Source organism: Streptomyces sp. NPDC050732, from assembly GCF_040654255.1.
Classification (GTDB): Bacteria; Actinomycetota; Actinomycetes; order Streptomycetales; family Streptomycetaceae; genus Streptomyces.
In genome coordinates this window covers 74,916-89,688 of record NZ_JBFAHP010000023.1, presented here as the reverse complement: position 1 = coordinate 89,688, position 14,773 = coordinate 74,916, and the positions used below count along the sequence as shown (strand labels likewise).

Annotated in this window: 14 protein-coding genes; 3 read left to right on the top strand and 11 right to left on the bottom strand. The window is 71.3% G+C overall.

Going from position 1 to position 14,773, the window contains the following annotated elements; all coding sequences use genetic code 11:
• Positions 1 to 52: 52 nt before the first annotated feature.
• The 4 genes from AB0H82_RS21845 to AB0H82_RS21830 all read right to left on the bottom strand — a co-directional run bounded on the left by AB0H82_RS21845 (position 53) and on the right by AB0H82_RS21830 (position 4,661).
• Positions 53 to 1,267: an acetyl-CoA C-acetyltransferase gene (locus AB0H82_RS21845; RefSeq protein ID WP_362995108.1), complete on the bottom strand. Its 1,215-nt coding sequence runs from the start codon at positions 1,265 to 1,267 to the stop codon at positions 53 to 55.
• A gap of 64 nt (positions 1,268 to 1,331) precedes the next feature.
• A complete protein-coding gene (locus tag AB0H82_RS21840; protein ID WP_362995106.1) occupies positions 1,332 to 2,474 on the bottom strand; it encodes an acyl-CoA dehydrogenase family protein in 1,143 nt (380 codons plus the stop codon).
• A 10-nt stretch (positions 2,475 to 2,484) separates the two neighbouring features.
• Positions 2,485 to 3,510, bottom strand: a complete 1,026-nt coding sequence (locus AB0H82_RS21835) for an LLM class F420-dependent oxidoreductase (protein WP_362995104.1) — start codon at positions 3,508 to 3,510, stop codon at positions 2,485 to 2,487.
• Complete coding sequence (locus tag AB0H82_RS21830; protein WP_362995102.1) at positions 3,510 to 4,661, bottom strand: CaiB/BaiF CoA-transferase family protein; 1,152 nt, start codon at positions 4,659 to 4,661, stop codon at positions 3,510 to 3,512. Before AB0H82_RS21830 ends, AB0H82_RS21835 begins: the two co-directional genes overlap by 1 nt.
• Before the next feature lie 162 nt (positions 4,662 to 4,823).
• Between AB0H82_RS21830 and AB0H82_RS21825 the strand changes: the two genes are divergently transcribed.
• Entirely contained in the window at positions 4,824 to 6,056 is a 1,233-nt protein-coding gene (locus tag AB0H82_RS21825) for a saccharopine dehydrogenase NADP-binding domain-containing protein (protein ID WP_362995100.1), read from the top strand.
• 62 nt (positions 6,057 to 6,118) lie between these two features.
• Here the strand turns inward: AB0H82_RS21825 and AB0H82_RS21820 are convergent, their stop codons facing one another.
• Both AB0H82_RS21820 and nfi read right to left on the bottom strand, forming a co-directional pair.
• Complete coding sequence (locus AB0H82_RS21820) at positions 6,119 to 7,564, bottom strand: glyceraldehyde-3-phosphate dehydrogenase (protein ID WP_362995098.1); 1,446 nt, start codon at positions 7,562 to 7,564, stop codon at positions 6,119 to 6,121.
• 71 nt (positions 7,565 to 7,635) lie between these two features.
• A complete protein-coding gene (gene nfi / locus AB0H82_RS21815; RefSeq protein WP_362995096.1) occupies positions 7,636 to 8,328 on the bottom strand; it encodes a deoxyribonuclease V in 693 nt (230 codons plus the stop codon).
• A gap of 175 nt (positions 8,329 to 8,503) precedes the next feature.
• On the opposite strand from nfi, the gene AB0H82_RS21810 reads away from it, so the two are divergent.
• Both AB0H82_RS21810 and AB0H82_RS21805 read left to right on the top strand, forming a co-directional pair.
• Positions 8,504 to 9,019: a hypothetical protein gene (locus AB0H82_RS21810; protein ID WP_362995094.1), complete on the top strand. Its 516-nt coding sequence runs from the start codon at positions 8,504 to 8,506 to the stop codon at positions 9,017 to 9,019.
• Positions 9,020 to 9,102: 83 nt separating this feature from the next.
• Positions 9,103 to 10,524, top strand: coding sequence for an SPFH domain-containing protein (locus AB0H82_RS21805; RefSeq protein ID WP_362995092.1), 1,422 nt, complete (start codon positions 9,103 to 9,105; stop codon positions 10,522 to 10,524).
• 7 nt (positions 10,525 to 10,531) lie between these two features.
• Here the strand turns inward: AB0H82_RS21805 and AB0H82_RS21800 are convergent, their stop codons facing one another.
• The 5 genes from AB0H82_RS21800 to AB0H82_RS21780 all read right to left on the bottom strand — a co-directional run bounded on the left by AB0H82_RS21800 (position 10,532) and on the right by AB0H82_RS21780 (position 14,579).
• Complete coding sequence (locus AB0H82_RS21800; RefSeq protein ID WP_362995090.1) at positions 10,532 to 11,818, bottom strand: PP2C family protein-serine/threonine phosphatase; 1,287 nt, start codon at positions 11,816 to 11,818, stop codon at positions 10,532 to 10,534.
• Entirely contained in the window at positions 11,815 to 12,834 is a 1,020-nt protein-coding gene (locus AB0H82_RS21795; RefSeq protein ID WP_362995088.1) for a SpoIIE family protein phosphatase, read from the bottom strand. Before AB0H82_RS21795 ends, AB0H82_RS21800 begins: the two co-directional genes overlap by 4 nt.
• Positions 12,816 to 13,199 carry an anti-sigma regulatory factor gene (locus AB0H82_RS21790; protein ID WP_362995182.1) on the bottom strand — a complete coding sequence of 128 codons (384 nt, stop codon included), beginning with the start codon at positions 13,197 to 13,199 and terminating at the stop codon, positions 12,816 to 12,818. The genes AB0H82_RS21795 and AB0H82_RS21790 overlap by 19 nt, the downstream gene beginning before the upstream one ends.
• Before the next feature lie 70 nt (positions 13,200 to 13,269).
• On the bottom strand, positions 13,270 to 13,701 hold the full coding sequence (locus AB0H82_RS21785; protein WP_362995086.1) for an STAS domain-containing protein: 432 nt from the start codon (positions 13,699 to 13,701) through the stop codon (positions 13,270 to 13,272).
• Positions 13,698 to 14,579: an STAS domain-containing protein gene (locus AB0H82_RS21780; protein ID WP_362995084.1), complete on the bottom strand. Its 882-nt coding sequence runs from the start codon at positions 14,577 to 14,579 to the stop codon at positions 13,698 to 13,700. Before AB0H82_RS21780 ends, AB0H82_RS21785 begins: the two co-directional genes overlap by 4 nt.
• Between the last annotated feature and the right edge of the window lie 194 nt (positions 14,580 to 14,773).

The window sequence follows — 14,773 nt, the reverse complement described above, 5'->3', positions numbered from 1 at the left end:
ACCACGACGCACCCGCGGTCGGCGACGCACCCCAGCCCCTACGGCGCGACCCCTACAGCCGTTCCACAATCGTGGCGATGCCCATCCCACCGCCCACGCACAACGTCGCCAGCCCGTACCGCAGATCCCTGCGCTCCAGCTCGTCGACGAGCGTCCCGAGGATCATCGCGCCGGTCGCCCCGAGAGGGTGACCGAGCGCGATCGCGCCCCCGTTGACGTTCACCTTGTCCAGGGACAGCCCCATGTCCTTCACGAACCGCAGCACGACCGCCGCGAACGCCTCGTTGATCTCGACGAGGTCGATGTCGTCAATGGTGAGGCCGGCCTTGGCGAGCGCCTTGCGGGTCGCGGGCGCGGGCCCGGTCAGCATGATCAGCGGCTCGGAGCCGGAGACCGCCGCGGAGACGATCCGCGCGCGCGGCGCGAGGCCGTAGCGCTCGCCGACCTCCTTCGTGCCGATGGCGACCAGCGAGGCGCCGTCGACGATGCCGGAGGAGTTGCCCGCGTGGTGGACGTGGTCGATCTCCTCGACCCAGTGGTACTTCTGCAGCGCCACCGCGTCGAAGCCGCCCATGTCGCCGATGTCCTTGAAGGACGGCTTCAGCTTGCCGAGGGAGTCGGCGGTGGTGCCGGGCCGCATGTGCTCGTCGTGGTCGAGGACGACGAGGCCGTTGCGGTCCTTGACCGGTACGACGGACCTGTCGAAGCGGCCGTCCTTCCAGGCCGCGGCGGCGCGCTCCTGCGAGAGGGCCGCGTACTCGTCGACGTCGCGCCGCGAGAAGCCCTCGACGGTGGCGATGAGGTCGGCGCCGATGCCCTGCGGCGCGAAGCCGGTCTCGAAGTTGGTCATCGGGTCGTTGAACCAGGCGCCGCCGTCGGAGGCCATCGGCACCCGCGACATCGACTCGACGCCGCCCGCGAGCACCAGGTCCTCCCAGCCCGAGCGGACCTTCATCGCGGCGAGGTTGACCGCTTCGAGGCCGGAGGCGCAGAAGCGGTTCTCCTGGACGCCGGCGACCGTGTCGGGCAGTCCCGCGGCGATGGCGGCGATCCGCGCGATGTCGGAGCCCTGGTCGCCGACCGGGCCGACCACGCCGAGGACGATGTCGTCGATGGCGGCCGGGTCCAGGTCCGGGAACCGTGCCTGGATCTCGTGGATCAGGCCGACGACGAGGTCGATCGGCTTGGTGCCGTGCAGGGCACCGTTGGCCTTGCCGCGTCCGCGCGGGGTGCGGATCGCGTCGTATACGTACGCTTCGGTGGTCACGCGTGAGCCTTTCGGGGGTGTCCGGGAGGGTTTCGTGGAATGTCCGGGAGGGTGAGGGTGCGGGTCAGCCGAGGAGGGAGCGGCCGATGATCTCCTTCATGATCTCGGTCGTACCGCCGTAGATGGTCTGGATGCGGCCGTCGGTGAAGGCCTTGGCGACGCGGTACTCCGCCATGTAGCCGTATCCGCCGTGCAGTTGCAGACAGCGGTCGGCGACCCGCTTCTGCAGTTCGGTGGCCCACCACTTCGCCATCGACGCGTGCACGGCGTCGAGTTCCCCGTTCGAGTGATCGACGATGCACCGGTCGAGGAACGTGCGGGTGACGGCGCACTCGGTGGCCATCTCCGCGATCTCGAAGCGGATGTGCTGCAGCCGGGACAGGGGGCGCCCGAAGGCCTCGCGCTCCTTCACATAGGTCGTGGTGATGTCCAGGAGGTGCTCGGCGGCGGCGATCCCGGCGACGGCGATGCCCATGCGCTCCTGCGCGAGATTCGTCATCAGGTGGACGAAGGCGCCGTTGAGCTCGCCGAGCAGGTTCTCCTTGGGGACGCGTACGTCGTTGAAGAAGAGCTCGGCGGTGTCCTGGGACTTCTGGCCGATCTTGTCGAGGTTGCGGCCCCGCTCGAAGCCGTCCGTGCCGCGCTCGACGACGAGGAGCGACAGGCCGTGGGCGCCGCCTTCCGGGGACGTCTTGGCGACGACGATGACGAGGTCGGCGAGGATGCCGTTCGAGATGAACGTCTTGGAGCCGTTGAGCACCCAGTGGTCGCCGTGGTCCTCGGCGGCGGTGCGGATGCCCTGGAGGTCGGAGCCCGCGCCGGGCTCGGTCATCGCGATGGCCGTGATGGTCTCGCCGGTGCAGAAGCCGGGCAGCCAGCGCCGCTTCTGCTCCTCGGTGGCGAGCGAGGTCAGATAGGGGCCGATGATGTCGTTGTGCAGGCCGATCGCGAGTCCGGCGGCGCCCGCGCGCGTGAACTCCTCGGCGAGGACCGCGGAGTAGCGGAAGTCGTCGTTCCCGCCGCCTCCGTACTCCTCGGGGACGGCGAGGCCGAGCAGGCCCTGCTTGCCGGCGGCGAGCCAGGCGTCACGGCTGACGATGCCGTCCTTCTCCCACTGCTCGTAGTGCGGCAGCACCTCCTTGGCGAGGAAGGTGCGGACGGTCTCGCGGAACGCCTCGTGTACCGCGGAGAAGATCTGTCGCTTCACGTACGGCCTCCTAGAGCCAGCCCTTGACGGTTTCGATCAGTGCGGCCGGCTCGGGGCCGACGGGTATGACGTTGAGCATGGTGACGCCCGCCGCCCGGAAGGCCTCGACGCGTTCACGGACGTAGCTCTCGGGTCCGCAGAGCGACATGAGCTCGCAGAACTCGTCCGGGACGGCGGCCTCGGCCTCCTTCTTCTTCCCGGCGAGGTAGAGCTCCTGGATGCGCGCGGCCTCTTTCTCATAGCCGTACGCGACCGCGAGGTCGTTGTAGAAGTTCTTCCCCTTCGCGCCCATGCCGCCTACGTAGAGGGCGATCTGGGGGCGCGCGAGGTCCCGTACGGCCGCCGCGTCGTCGCCGATGGCCAGCAGTCCCCCGGCGACGGTGTGGAGCGGCCCGAGAGCCGGATCGCGCTTCTCCTTGCCGGCGGCGAGCGCGGCGCCCCACACCTCGTGCGCCTTCTCCGGGAGGAAGAGGGTGGGCAGCCAGCCGTCGGCGACCTCGGCGGTCATGCGGACGTTGGCGGGGCCCAGGGAGGCGACGTACAGCGGCACTTCGGGGCGCACCGGCTTCGTGAGGATCTTCAGAGGCTTGCCGAGCCTGCCGCCCTTCTCCGGAGGCAGCGGCATGTCCGTGATGCCGTGGTGGTCGATGACCTCGCGGCGCAGGATGCGGCGGGTCAGCTCGATGGTCTCGCGGGTGCGGCCGAGCGGCTTGTCGTACGGCTTGCCGTGCCAGCCCTCGACGACCTGGGGGCCGGAGGCGCCGAGGCCGATGATCGCGCGGCCGCCGGAGACGGCGTCGAGTCCCGCGGCGGTCTGGGCGATGAGGGCGGGGGTGCGTGAGTAGACGTTGAGGATGGCGGCGCCGATCTTCATGCGCTCCGTGCGCGCCGCGAGGTAGCCCATGATCGTGGGCGAGTCGAAGCCGTACGCCTCCGCGACCCACACGGCGTCGAGGCCCGCGGACTCCAGGGCGGCGACGCCGTCGGCGCCCTCGCGCGGGTCGCCCGCGTAGGCGAGCGGGACCGAGATCTCCATCAGTGGTCTTCCTGTTCCTCGGAGGGTGCCGTGAGGGCCGGTACGTCCCAGTCGCGGGCCACCTCGGCGGTGTCGGCGCCCGGCTGCGCGGGGCCGGTGCGGACCCGTGTCGGGGTCGCGGAGAAACGGGGCGCGGGGGCGGGCTGGGTGATGCCGCCGTGGTCGACGAAGGTGCCGCGCGCGGCGAGGTGCGGGTGGGCGGGGGCCTCGCGCAGGGACAGCACGGGCGCCACGCACGCGTCGGAGTCCTCGAAGACGGCCGTCCACTCGTCGCGCGTACGTTCCCTGAAGCGGGCGGCGACCGCCTCGCGCAGCTCGTCCCAGCGGGCCAGGTCCTTGCGGGCGGGTGCCACGTCGGCGAGGCCGAGGAGGGTGATGAACTCGTCGTAGAACTGCTGCTCCAGGGAGCCGACGGCCATGTAGCCGCCGTCCGCGGTCGCGTAGGTGCCGTAGAACGGGCAGCCGCCGTCGAGGAGGTTGGCGCCGCGGCGGTCCTGCCAGCCGCCCGCCGCGAGCATGCCGTGGATCATCGTGGAGAGGTGGGCGGCGCCGTCGACGATCGCGGCGTCCACGACCTGCCCGGCACCGTGCACGCGCGCGTGGTTGAGCGCCGCGAGAATGCCGACGACGAGGTAGAGCGAGCCGCCCGCGTAGTCGCCGACGAGGTTCGCGGGGATCGCGGGCGGCTCGTCCGCGTTGCCGATCATGCCGAGGGTGCCGGTGATGGCGATGTACGCGATGTCGTGCCCGGCACGCGGCGCGAGCGGCCCCTCCTGGCCCCAGCCGGTCATCCGGCCGTAGACGAGCGCGGGGTTGCGGGCGTGGCAGGCGTCGGGGCCGACGCCGAGGCGCTCGGCCACGCCCGGCCGGTAGCCCTCGATGAGGACGTCGGCGCGCTCGACGAGGTCGAGGACGCGGGCCGCGCCGCCGTCGGCCTTCAGGTCGATGACGACGGAGCGTTTGTTGCGGTTGGTCACGTCGTAGTCGGGATCGATCGCGAGGCCGCCTCCTCGGGGGCGGTCGACGCGCACGACGTCCGCGCCGAGATCGGCCAGCAGCATGGCGGCGAACGGGCCGGGCCCGATGCCCGCCAGCTCCACCACACGCACTCCGGCGAGCGGTCCGTGAACGCCCTTGCCCGGCACTGCCATTGAGCCCCCAGCGCTATGACACAGCTATGACACAACTGATGTAACACCAGTGATGCTAAGAACGTGTTCCACTCTGCACAAGCCCCTGGCGAGCAAGCGCTTAGCGCGCACGCTAGCCTCGGCCACTCACAACCGCACGGGGGCGTACAGCGGAGAGGTGTCATGACCAGTCAGCACGGCGAGATCGACGGGAACGACGCGAACGACGAGACCGGCGCGAAGACGGATCGCGCCTACGACATCGTGCTCTTCGGAGCGACCGGCTTCGTGGGGGTGCTCACCGCCGAGTACCTCGCCTCGCACGCCCCCGAAGGGCTGCGATGGGCCGTCGCGGGGCGCGACACGGGGAAGCTGGAGCGGCTGCGCGAGCGCCTGGCCGCGCTCGACCCGGCATGCGCCGAACTGCCCTTGGTGCGCGCCGACGTGGCGGACCCGGACTCCTTGCGGGAGATGGCCGCCCACGCGCGCGTGGTCGCCACGACCGTCGGCCCCTATCTCACGTACGGGCAGGACCTGGTGGCCGCGTGCGCGGAGGCCGGCACGGACTACGTGGACCTGACGGGCGAGCCCGAGTTCGTCGACCTCATGTACGTGAAGCACGACACGCGCGCGCGGGAGACCGGCGCCCGCCTCGTGCACGCCTGCGGCTTCGACTCGGTCCCGCACGACTTGGGGGCGTACTTCACCGTGCGACAACTGCCCGAGGGAGTGCCGCTGCGCGTCGACGGGTTCGTGCGGACCAACGGGCAGTTCTCCGGCGGCACGTTCGCCTCCGCGCTCAACCAGTTCGCGCGGGCCCCGCAGATGATGGCAGCCGCGAAGGAGCGGCGGCGCCACGAGCCCCGCCCGACGGACCGCAAGGCGTACGCCCCGCCGAGCGCGCCCAGGTACGCGGGCGAAGTGGGCGCGTGGGCGCTGCCCTTGCCGACGATCGACCCGCAGGTGGTGCAGCGCTCGGCGCGGGCCCTTGAGCGGTACGGACCCGACTTCCGCTACCGGCACTACGCGGCCGTGCAGACGCTGCCGGTCGCGCTGGGCGCACCGGTGGCCCTCGGCGGTCTGCTGGCGGCCGCGCAACTGCCGCCCGCGCGACGGTGGCTGTCGGGCCGGCTGAAGCCCGGCGACGGGCCGAGCCGGGAGCGGCGGGCCAAGACGTGGTTCTCGGTGCGGTTCGTCGGCGAGGGCGGCGGCAAGCGGGTCTTCACCGAGGTCTCGGGCGGCGACCCCGGATACGACGAGACGGCGAAGATCCTCGCCGAGTCGGCGCTGTGCCTCGCCCGGGACACCCTGCCGCCGTCCGCGGGGCAGGTGACCACGGCCGTGGCGATGGGCGACGCGCTGCTCGCGCGGCTGCGGGCGGCGGGGATCTCGTTCCGGGTCGCCTCGGTGCGGTAGGGCGGCGGGTACGACCGTACGGGAATGCCCCGCACGTTTCCGTGCGGGGCATCCACCGGAGATCAGACCACCGGCACCGGGTAGGTCGGGTACTCCACCCCGGAGACGTACTGGACGACCCGGATGACCTGGCACGAGTAGCCGAACTCGTTGTCGTACCAGAGGTAGAGGATCGCGTTGTCGCCGTCGACCTTGGTGGCGCCGGCGTCGACGATCGAGGCGTGGCGCGAGCCGATGAAGTCGTTGGAGACCGCGTCGGGGGCGCTGGTGAAGTCGATCTGGCGCTTGAGCGGCGAGGTCAGCGACACGTTGCGGAGGTAGTCGAGGACTTCCTCGCGGGTCGTCTCGCGGCCGAGCCGCAGGCTCAGGATGGCGATGGAGACGTCCGGCACGGGCACGCGGATCGAGCTGCCCGTGATCGGCGCCTTGAGGTCCGGCAGCGCCTTGGCGACGGCGGAGGCGGCCCCGGTCTCCGTGATGACCATGTTGAGCGGCGCGGAGCGGCCGCGGCGGTCGGCCTTGTGGTAATTGTCCAGCAGGTTCTGGTCGTTGGTGAACGAGTGGACGGTCTCCACATGGCCGCGCACCACGCCGTACTCGTCCGCCATCGCCTTGAGCGGCGGCACGATCGCGTTGGTGGTGCAGGAGGCGCAGGACAGGATCTGCTCGTCCGGCTTGATCGTGTCGTGGTTGACGCCGTGCACGATGTTCGGGACGTCGCCCTTGCCCGGGGCGGTCAGGACGACCTTGTCGATGCCGGGGCGCAGGTGCTGCGAGAGGCCCTCGCGGTCCCGCCACTTGCCGGTGTTGTCGATGAGGATGGCGTCCTTGATGCCGTACGCCGTGTAGTCGACCTCGGAGGGGTCGTTGGCGTAGATCACCTTGATCTCGTTGCCGTTGGCGACGATCGTGCTGTTCGCCTCGTCGACGGTGATCGTGCCCTGGAACTGGCCGTGGATGGAGTCGCGGCGCAGCAGCGAGGCGCGCTTCACGATGTCCTGCTCGCCGCCCTTGCGGACGACCACGGCACGCAGGCGCAGGCCGTTGCCGGAGCCCGCCTTCTCGATGAGCAGGCGGGCGACGAGGCGGCCGATGCGGCCGAAGCCGTAGAGGACGACGTCGCGGCCCTCGCGGCACTCGATCTTGTTGTCGCCGGTGGCGCCGGCGACGGCCTCGGCGGTGAACTCCTCGACGCTCAGACCGCGGTCGTCGGTCCGGTACGTCGCGGCGAGCATGCCGATGTCGATCTGCGAGGGGCCGAGGTCGAGGGTGGTGAGAGCCCGCAGGAACGGCAGCGTCTCGGTGACCGAGAGCTCCGCGCCGGCGATCTGCCGGGCGAATCGGTGGGTCTTCAGGATGCTGACCACCGACTTGTTCACCAAGGAGCGGCTGTGCAGCAGGACCGTCACGTCCCGCTCGCGGTGCAGCTTCCCGATGATCGGGATCATCGACTCCGCGATCTCCTCGCGGTGCTTCCAATTGGTGAACGAGTCGTCATTGACAGTCACAGAAGTATCTTTCGAGCTAGGCGGCGCTCATATGCTAACCCGCCCCTCATTTGATCGTTCAACCCGGTGGCTCACGCCCCGGTCGCCTCCCGCAAAGCCGCGCGGCACAGGGCGTCCGCGCGCCGTGTGGACTCCGGGAGGCGGTAGCGGGGCGTCAGGCGCAGCACGTGCGCGCAGGCGTTGGGCAGGCTCACCCGGTGGCCGGCCGAGACGAAGACCGGCTTCACGCCCTCGCGGGTGCGCAGCGCGCGGCCCACCTCTTCGGCGCCGTCGAGCAGCGGCGCCCCGCTTCCGCGCGCGGCGGCCGGGGCCTCGTACGAGAAGGTGAAGGGGTTCTTGGCGACGCCCAGCGTCGGCAGCCCGGTCAGGACGCCGAGGTGGCTCGCGAGGCCGAAGCGGCGCGGGTGGGCGATGCCGTAGCCGTCGCAGACGACGAGCCCGGGGTCGGCCCGCAGCCCGGCGAGCGCGGCGAGGACCGCCGGGATCTCGCGGAACGCCAGCAGGCCGGGCACGTACGGGAACGCCACCGTGCCGACCGCCGTCGACTCCTCGACCACGTCGAGCGTCGCGGCGTCCAGGACGACGACGGCCGCGGCGACGATGTCCCGCTCGTCGTCGTAGGCGACGTCCACCCCGGTCACGTGTCCCGTGCCGGGCGGTGGGCCCTCTTCGTCGAGGACGACGCGGGTGCGCAGTTCGTCCTGGACGGCGCGGGCCGTCCGCTCGTCGGTGGGCCAGTCGGGAGGCGGTGTGTGGCTGATCATGGTGCAGGTCAGCCTAGTTGGGCGCCGACGAGGGACGACGACCGTCGGAGGCGGCCCGGATGCCCGGCATTAAAGACGCGTAAAGATTGCCGGAAACAGGCAATGTCAGACCTTTCACCGCCATGCCAGGATCGGTCCGTACCGAGGTGAACGGCATGACGAGGGAAGTGATCCGATGACGGTGTTTCTGGTTCTCGGCATCACGGGGATCGTGCTGCTGGCGCTCGCGCTCGTCCTCGACGGGGTGCTCGACAGCGTCTTCGGCGGGGCGGGCGCGCTGGACGGGCTCTTCGACGGGCTGCTCTCGCTGCCGGTCGTCGCGGGGTTCGTGTCCCTGCTCGGCTTCGGCGGGGCGCTCGTGCTCGGCACCACCGGCCTCGGCGCGGGCCCCGCCACCTTCGCGGGAGCCTGTGCCGGGACCGGCGCGGCCTGGGTGACGTGGAAGTTCACCCGCGCCCTGATGCGTGACCAGACCGCCCGCACCCCGCGCGGCGACGACCTCGTGGGCACCCCGGGGTCCGTGGTCACCGCGATCCCGGCCGACGGCTACGGCGAAGTGCTGCTGCACCTCGCGGGCCAGCGTGTGAAGTTCGCGGCCCGCAGCTCCGTGGCCGTGGCGCGGGGCACCGAGATCTGGGTCGACGCGACGCTCTCACCGACCTCGGTGACCGTGCGGCCCGTGGAGCGCTGACCCGGCGCACGCCCACCACCCGCCCCCACACCACCCATCACGAAACCGATCTGCCGTCCCCGGGCGGCAGAGGGGAACGCACCATGAGCCCAGTCCTGATCTCCGTCGTCGGAGTCGTCGTACTCCTCGTCCTGTTGGCGCTCGTCGTCATCACGCGCTACAAGGTCGCCGGGCCCAGCGAGGCCTTCATCGTGACCGGCCGGCGCGGCAAGAAGTCCACCGACCCGGACACCGGACGGGTCATGACCGACAACAGCGGCCAGAAGGTCGTGGTCGGCGGCGGCGTCTTCGTCGTGCCGTTCGTGCAGCAGAAGTTCACCCTCGACCTGTCCTCGCGGCACATTCCGATCGCCGTGCGCGGCGCAGTCACGCTGCGCGGCGTGAAGGCGAACCTCGAAGGCGTCGCCATCGTGAAGGTCGGCGGCACCGAGGACTCGATACGGGCCGCGGCCCAGCGGTTCCTGGTGCAGCAGGACGGCATCGTCGGCTTCACCCAGGAGGTGCTGTCCGGCGCGCTGCGCTCCATCGTGGGACGGATGTCGGTCGAGGACATCATCCGGGACCGTGCCGCGTTCGCCGGGCAGGTCGCCGAGGAGGCGGAGGCCAGCCTGTCCGGGCAGGGCCTGGTCCTGGACGCCTTCCAGATCCAGGACATCACCACCGAGGGCTCCTACCTGGAGGACCTGGGGCGGCCCGAGGCGGCCCGCGCCAAGCAGGAGGCGGACATCGCCGAGGCGGTGGCGCGCCGCGCCGCCGAGCAGGCGCGGCTGAAGGCCGAGGAGGAGATCGCGATCGCCCAGCGGACGTTCGCGCTCAAGCAGGCCGAGATCAAGGCCGAGACGGACGAGGCCGCGGCCCGCGCCGCCGCCGCGGGTCCGCTCGCCGAGGCGGCCCGCAGGCAGGACGTCCTGTCCGAGCAGGAGAAGGTGGCCCAGCGCCAGGCCGCCCTGACCGACCGCGAGCTGGACACCAAGGTCCGCAAGCCCGCCGACGCCGCGCGCTACCAGGCCGAGCAGGAGGCGGAGGCCCGCAGGATCGGCCTGGTCAAGCAGGCCGAGGCCGACGCGGAGCGGGCCCGGCTCACCGGTGAGGGCGAGAAGGCACACCGCGCGGCGCTCGCCGACGCCGTGCGCCTGGAGGGTGAGGCGGAGGCCGCCGCCATCGGCGCGAAGGGGTCCGCCGAGGCGGAGGCGATGCACAAGAAGGCCGACGCGTTCACGCGGTACGGCGACGCCGCCGTCCTGCAGATGCTCGTCGAGGTCCTGCCGAGCGTGGTCGCCAAGGCGTCGGAGCCGCTCAGCGCGGTGGACAAGATGACGGTGATCTCCACGGACGGGGCGAGCCAGCTCTCACGCACGGTCGCCGACAACGTCGCCCAGGGTGTCGAACTGCTCAACTCCACCACGGGGGTCGACCTCGCGGAGCTCCTGAAGAACCTCACCGGAGGCAAGCCGCCGGCACCGGCACCCGCGTCCGTCAACGGCCGCATCGAAGTGACCGACTAGTCACTCGTCACGCTCCCGTACGCCGCATCACGAGCGCCAGCGTGTCGTCCTGGTGGAGCACGTCACCGAGCAGGTCCCCGGCCAGCAGGCCCGGGATCTGCTCGGTCGGTCGTGCGCGGTGCCGGCACAGGGCCTCCTTGAGCCGGGCCTCGCCCGCGATGGGGTCCCTGCGGCTCTCGGTGAGACCGTCCGTGTAGAGGAGCAGCACGTCGTCGGGGCCCATGGTGGTGGTCAGGACGCGGTCGCTGCCGGGCAGAGGAAAACCGATTCCGCGCCCGCGCACCTCAAGGTAGGTCGCGCTGCCGTCCCCGTGGGCGAGCAGGGCCGGGGGGTGGCTGCCGTTGGCCAGGGAGAGCTTGCCTTCGACCGGGTCGAGGCGGGCCAGGAGCAGGGTCGCCATGACGTTCTGGTCGAAGGGCGCCAGGATGGTGTCGGTCCGCGCCACGATGCTCTCCAGCGGATGGCCTTCGAGGGCGAGGGTGCGCACCGCGTGGGTGACGGTCAGCGCGGTGCGGGTGCTGGTGATCCCGTGCCCGATCGCGTCGACGACGGTGATGTGGACGGTGCCGTCCGGAAGGGTGAACCAGTCGTACAGGTCGCCGCCGGTGGGGGCGTCGTCGCTGGCCGGGGCGTAGTGCACGGCCAGTTCCAGGCCTTCGACGTGCAGCGGTCTGGGACGCAGCGCGTCCTCCAGGGCGCGCAGGGTGCGGCCGTGCGCCGTGCGCAGCTGCTCGTCGCGCTCTTCGAGCTGTACGTAGAGGGCGAGGACCCCGCTGTTCGTCTCGGCCAGCTCGTGCTTGAGCCGCTGGTGTTCGTCGGCGAGGGCGTCCGCGCGCGCCAGCGCCGCCCGGAGCTCCTCCTCCAGCAGGGCGACGTCGGTCTCGCCGTGCTGCGCCGCGGAGGGGGAGGTGGCCGGGGGGCGGCTCGGCTGCCACCCGCCGGCGTAGGGCGTCCCGGGGCCGTGCGAACCGGTGGACGGCAGGGGCAGGTTCCAGACGAACGTGCCGTCCGGCTCGGTCATCGCGCGCAGCGGCAGGCGGTCCGTCGGCACCTGGGCGCCGGTGCTCTGGGGCGGCAGGCGCAGGGCGAGGGTCAGCCGGTGCCCGCCGTCCTCGCCCGTCTCGCGTCCGCTCAGCAGGGTGACCGGGCGGCCGCGGCCGAGGGACGCGGCGGCCACCTCGCTCAGCGACAGGACGAGGCGCGCCCGGTCGTCGGCGGGCAGCCGGTGTCCCAGGGCGATGCTTCGTACGGTGCGCCGGAGGGCCTTGAGCGTACGGAAGGTTTCGCGGGTCATCTCATTCCCAGGTGGGGGCCGAGGGCCAGGATGGTGGCGTCGTCACGACGGCGGCGGTGGGTGTGGGCCAGGGAGGCCGCAAGCAGCACCGGGGGCAGCGTGAGGCGCGCGTCGGTGGGGGCGTGGGTCCACCGGTGGTCGATGCCGTCGGTGTACAGGACCACGGTGGTGTGCTGGGAGACGTCCACGAACCGGCTCCTGGGCTTGGGGAGGTTGTAGCCGACGATGCCGGCGTGCCCGGTGAACTGGTGGTGGATGCCTTGGGGGGACAGGGTCGTGGCGCGGACGTTGCCGATGCCGCAGAACTCGGCCCGGCCGCCGGATATGCGCAGTGCGGCGACGGCGGCGCCGCGGGTGTGCCGCAGCGCCCTGTGCAGTGCGGCGATGATGTCCACCAGCGGGGCGGTGGGGTTCGCCAGGAAGGTGCGTTCGGCGCGCTGGGCGGCCGTGGCGGCCTCGGGGCCGTGCCCGAGCCCGTCGATCATCAGTGCGGTCCGGGCATCGTCGTGTTCGGCGACCGCGTATCCGTCGCCGCTCTCCCGCTCCCCGTCGGCGGGCAGGCACAGCGCGCCCGGGGCGCCCGGGGCTCGGGGCGTGTCCGGGTCGGCGAGGCGGGCATGGGCGAGCGTGCCGAGTCCGGCTTCCGAGCGGATGGCGAAGTCGGTGGCGATGCGGCGCGCGGCGCCGAGCCCCGCTCCTATCGTCTTGGTGGTGCTGTAGCCGTCCACGAGGCTCCGCGCGACGTCGGGCATGCCGGGGCCGCTGTCGACGGCGACGATGTCCATGCCGCCGCGGAGCGGCGAGCGCTGGACGAACAGGGCGCCGTTCCTGGCGTGCTTGACGATGTTGCTCGCCAGTTCGCTCGCGAGCACGGCCGCCTGGTCGGGCAGCGCCCCGGGCATGCCGTGCGCGACCGACCTGGCCTGATCGGCCGCACTCTGCACCGCGCTGGGATGGTCTATGGCGATGTGCAGGGTGCGTGCCGCCGCGTCGGTGTTCACCGTCGTCCGTTCCACCGCACGGCGGTGATGGTCGTGCCCTGGCCCGGCGCGGTCTGCACCTTGAACTCGTCCATGAGGCGGCGCGCGCCGCCAAGCCCGTGACCGAGACCGGCACCGGTGGTGTACCCGTCGACGAACGCCTGGTCGAGGTCGGCGATGCCAGGACCCTGGTCGGTCACCGAGAGCCGAAGGCCGCGTCGGCCGCCCTGTCCGATGATCTCCAGGGTGACGGAGCCTCCGCCGCCGTGGACGTAGGCGTTGCGGGCCAGTTCACTGGCGGCCGTGACGATGCGCGTCTGGTCCACGAGCCCGAAGCCGGCCCGCAGGGTCGCTTCGCGCACCGCGTGCCGCACCGCGAGCAGGTCCTCCTCCGCCCGGATGGCGTGCTCGCTGCGGAGGGGCTCGGCGTCGGCACGGGTCTGGGCGGGGACAGTGCGCGTTTCTTCGAGGTCACCGTAGAGGGACACCACGGCTCCCCTTGGGTGATCGGTCCGAGCTTCCCTTGGACGACCGGGACGACGGCTGCCAGCCCAGTGCGATCATCCCCTGCTCCGCGTTGAGGGTGGTCTCCACACCGGACAGCTCCAGCCCCAGTTCCACCAGGGTGATCGCGACCGCGGGCCGCATGCCGGCCACGATCACCCGGGCTCCGAGCAGTCGCGCCGTGGTCGTCAGCTCCATCAGCGTACGGGCCACGAAGGAGTCGATGATCTCCAGCCGGGAGATGTCGATGAGGATCGCGCGCGCACGGTCGGCGACGATGCGCTGTGTCAGTTCCTCGGTGAAGGCGAGCGCCGCTCTGTCGTCGAGTTCGTTGAGCAGACCGGTGACCAGCACGTCACCGAGTCGCAGGATCGGTACGCCGCTCAAGCCGCCGCTCACCGCGCATCCGCGAAGGAGGCCCGCTGCTCCGGCTGGTCCGTGAGCAGCGGGATGGCGGCGGCGAGTGCGTCGGCCAGCGTCGCGCGGGTCAGGATGGGCGACAGGTCGATGCCGAGCTGCGCGATGATCTGGGCGATCGGCGGGCGGATGCCGCTGATCACACAGTCGGCGCCCATCAGCCGTACGGCGTTGACGGTCTGCATGAGGTGGTGCGCCACCGCGGTGTCCACCGTGGGAACACCGGTGATGTCGATGATGGCGACCTGCGCCTCGTCCCGCTCGATGGCCTCAAGCAGGTTCTCCATCACGACCTGGGTGCGGGTCGTGTCGAGCGTGCCGATCAGCGGGACGGCGAGGACCCGGTCCCAGATGCGCACCACGGGCGTGGACACTTCCAGGAGCTGGCGGCTCTGTCGCCGGATGATCTCCTCGCGGCCCTCGACGAAGGTCTCGAAGGAGATGGCGCCCGCGGTATCGAGCAGGCGGTTGATGAACAGGGCGGCTTGGTAGAGGGCGGTGACGTCCCGCGTGTCCTGCTGCACCGCTTCGAGGAGCGCTTCCTTCAGCGCCAGCACGGCCATGTAGATGGACGTGGGCGTCGCGCCTCCTCTGGCGCGGCGCAGCGAGAGGTCCGTGATGGCCTGTCGCAGGCTGGGGTGCGAGGCCACCACGTCCTGAACGGGGCGGTCCGTCTCCAGGCCGGCGAGCAGGGTCTCGACCAAGGAGTCGGCTTCCTCGTTCAGCTCGTCCTCGGTGATGCCTGTCTCCAGGACCGACTGTTCCGACTGAAGCTGCACCCAGCGATCGGCCACCTTCTCCCCCTGCTCACGCAGGGCGGCAATGACACGCAACCGGGCCTCGGGCTCACTGGTGTTCATTCCATCCACCTTAGCAATTGTTGTCGCACGGCAAATGTTAACCGAGGTCGACGATCTTCCCCAGGCAGAGGCTACGACGCGTCAACTACGCGCACCAGCAGCACCGTTGTCACCGTAATCGGGCCATGACCGTCTGCGAGTACCTGGATACGCCGGAAGTAAACCCACGCAATCAGGCGAACGGCCCCGGTCGT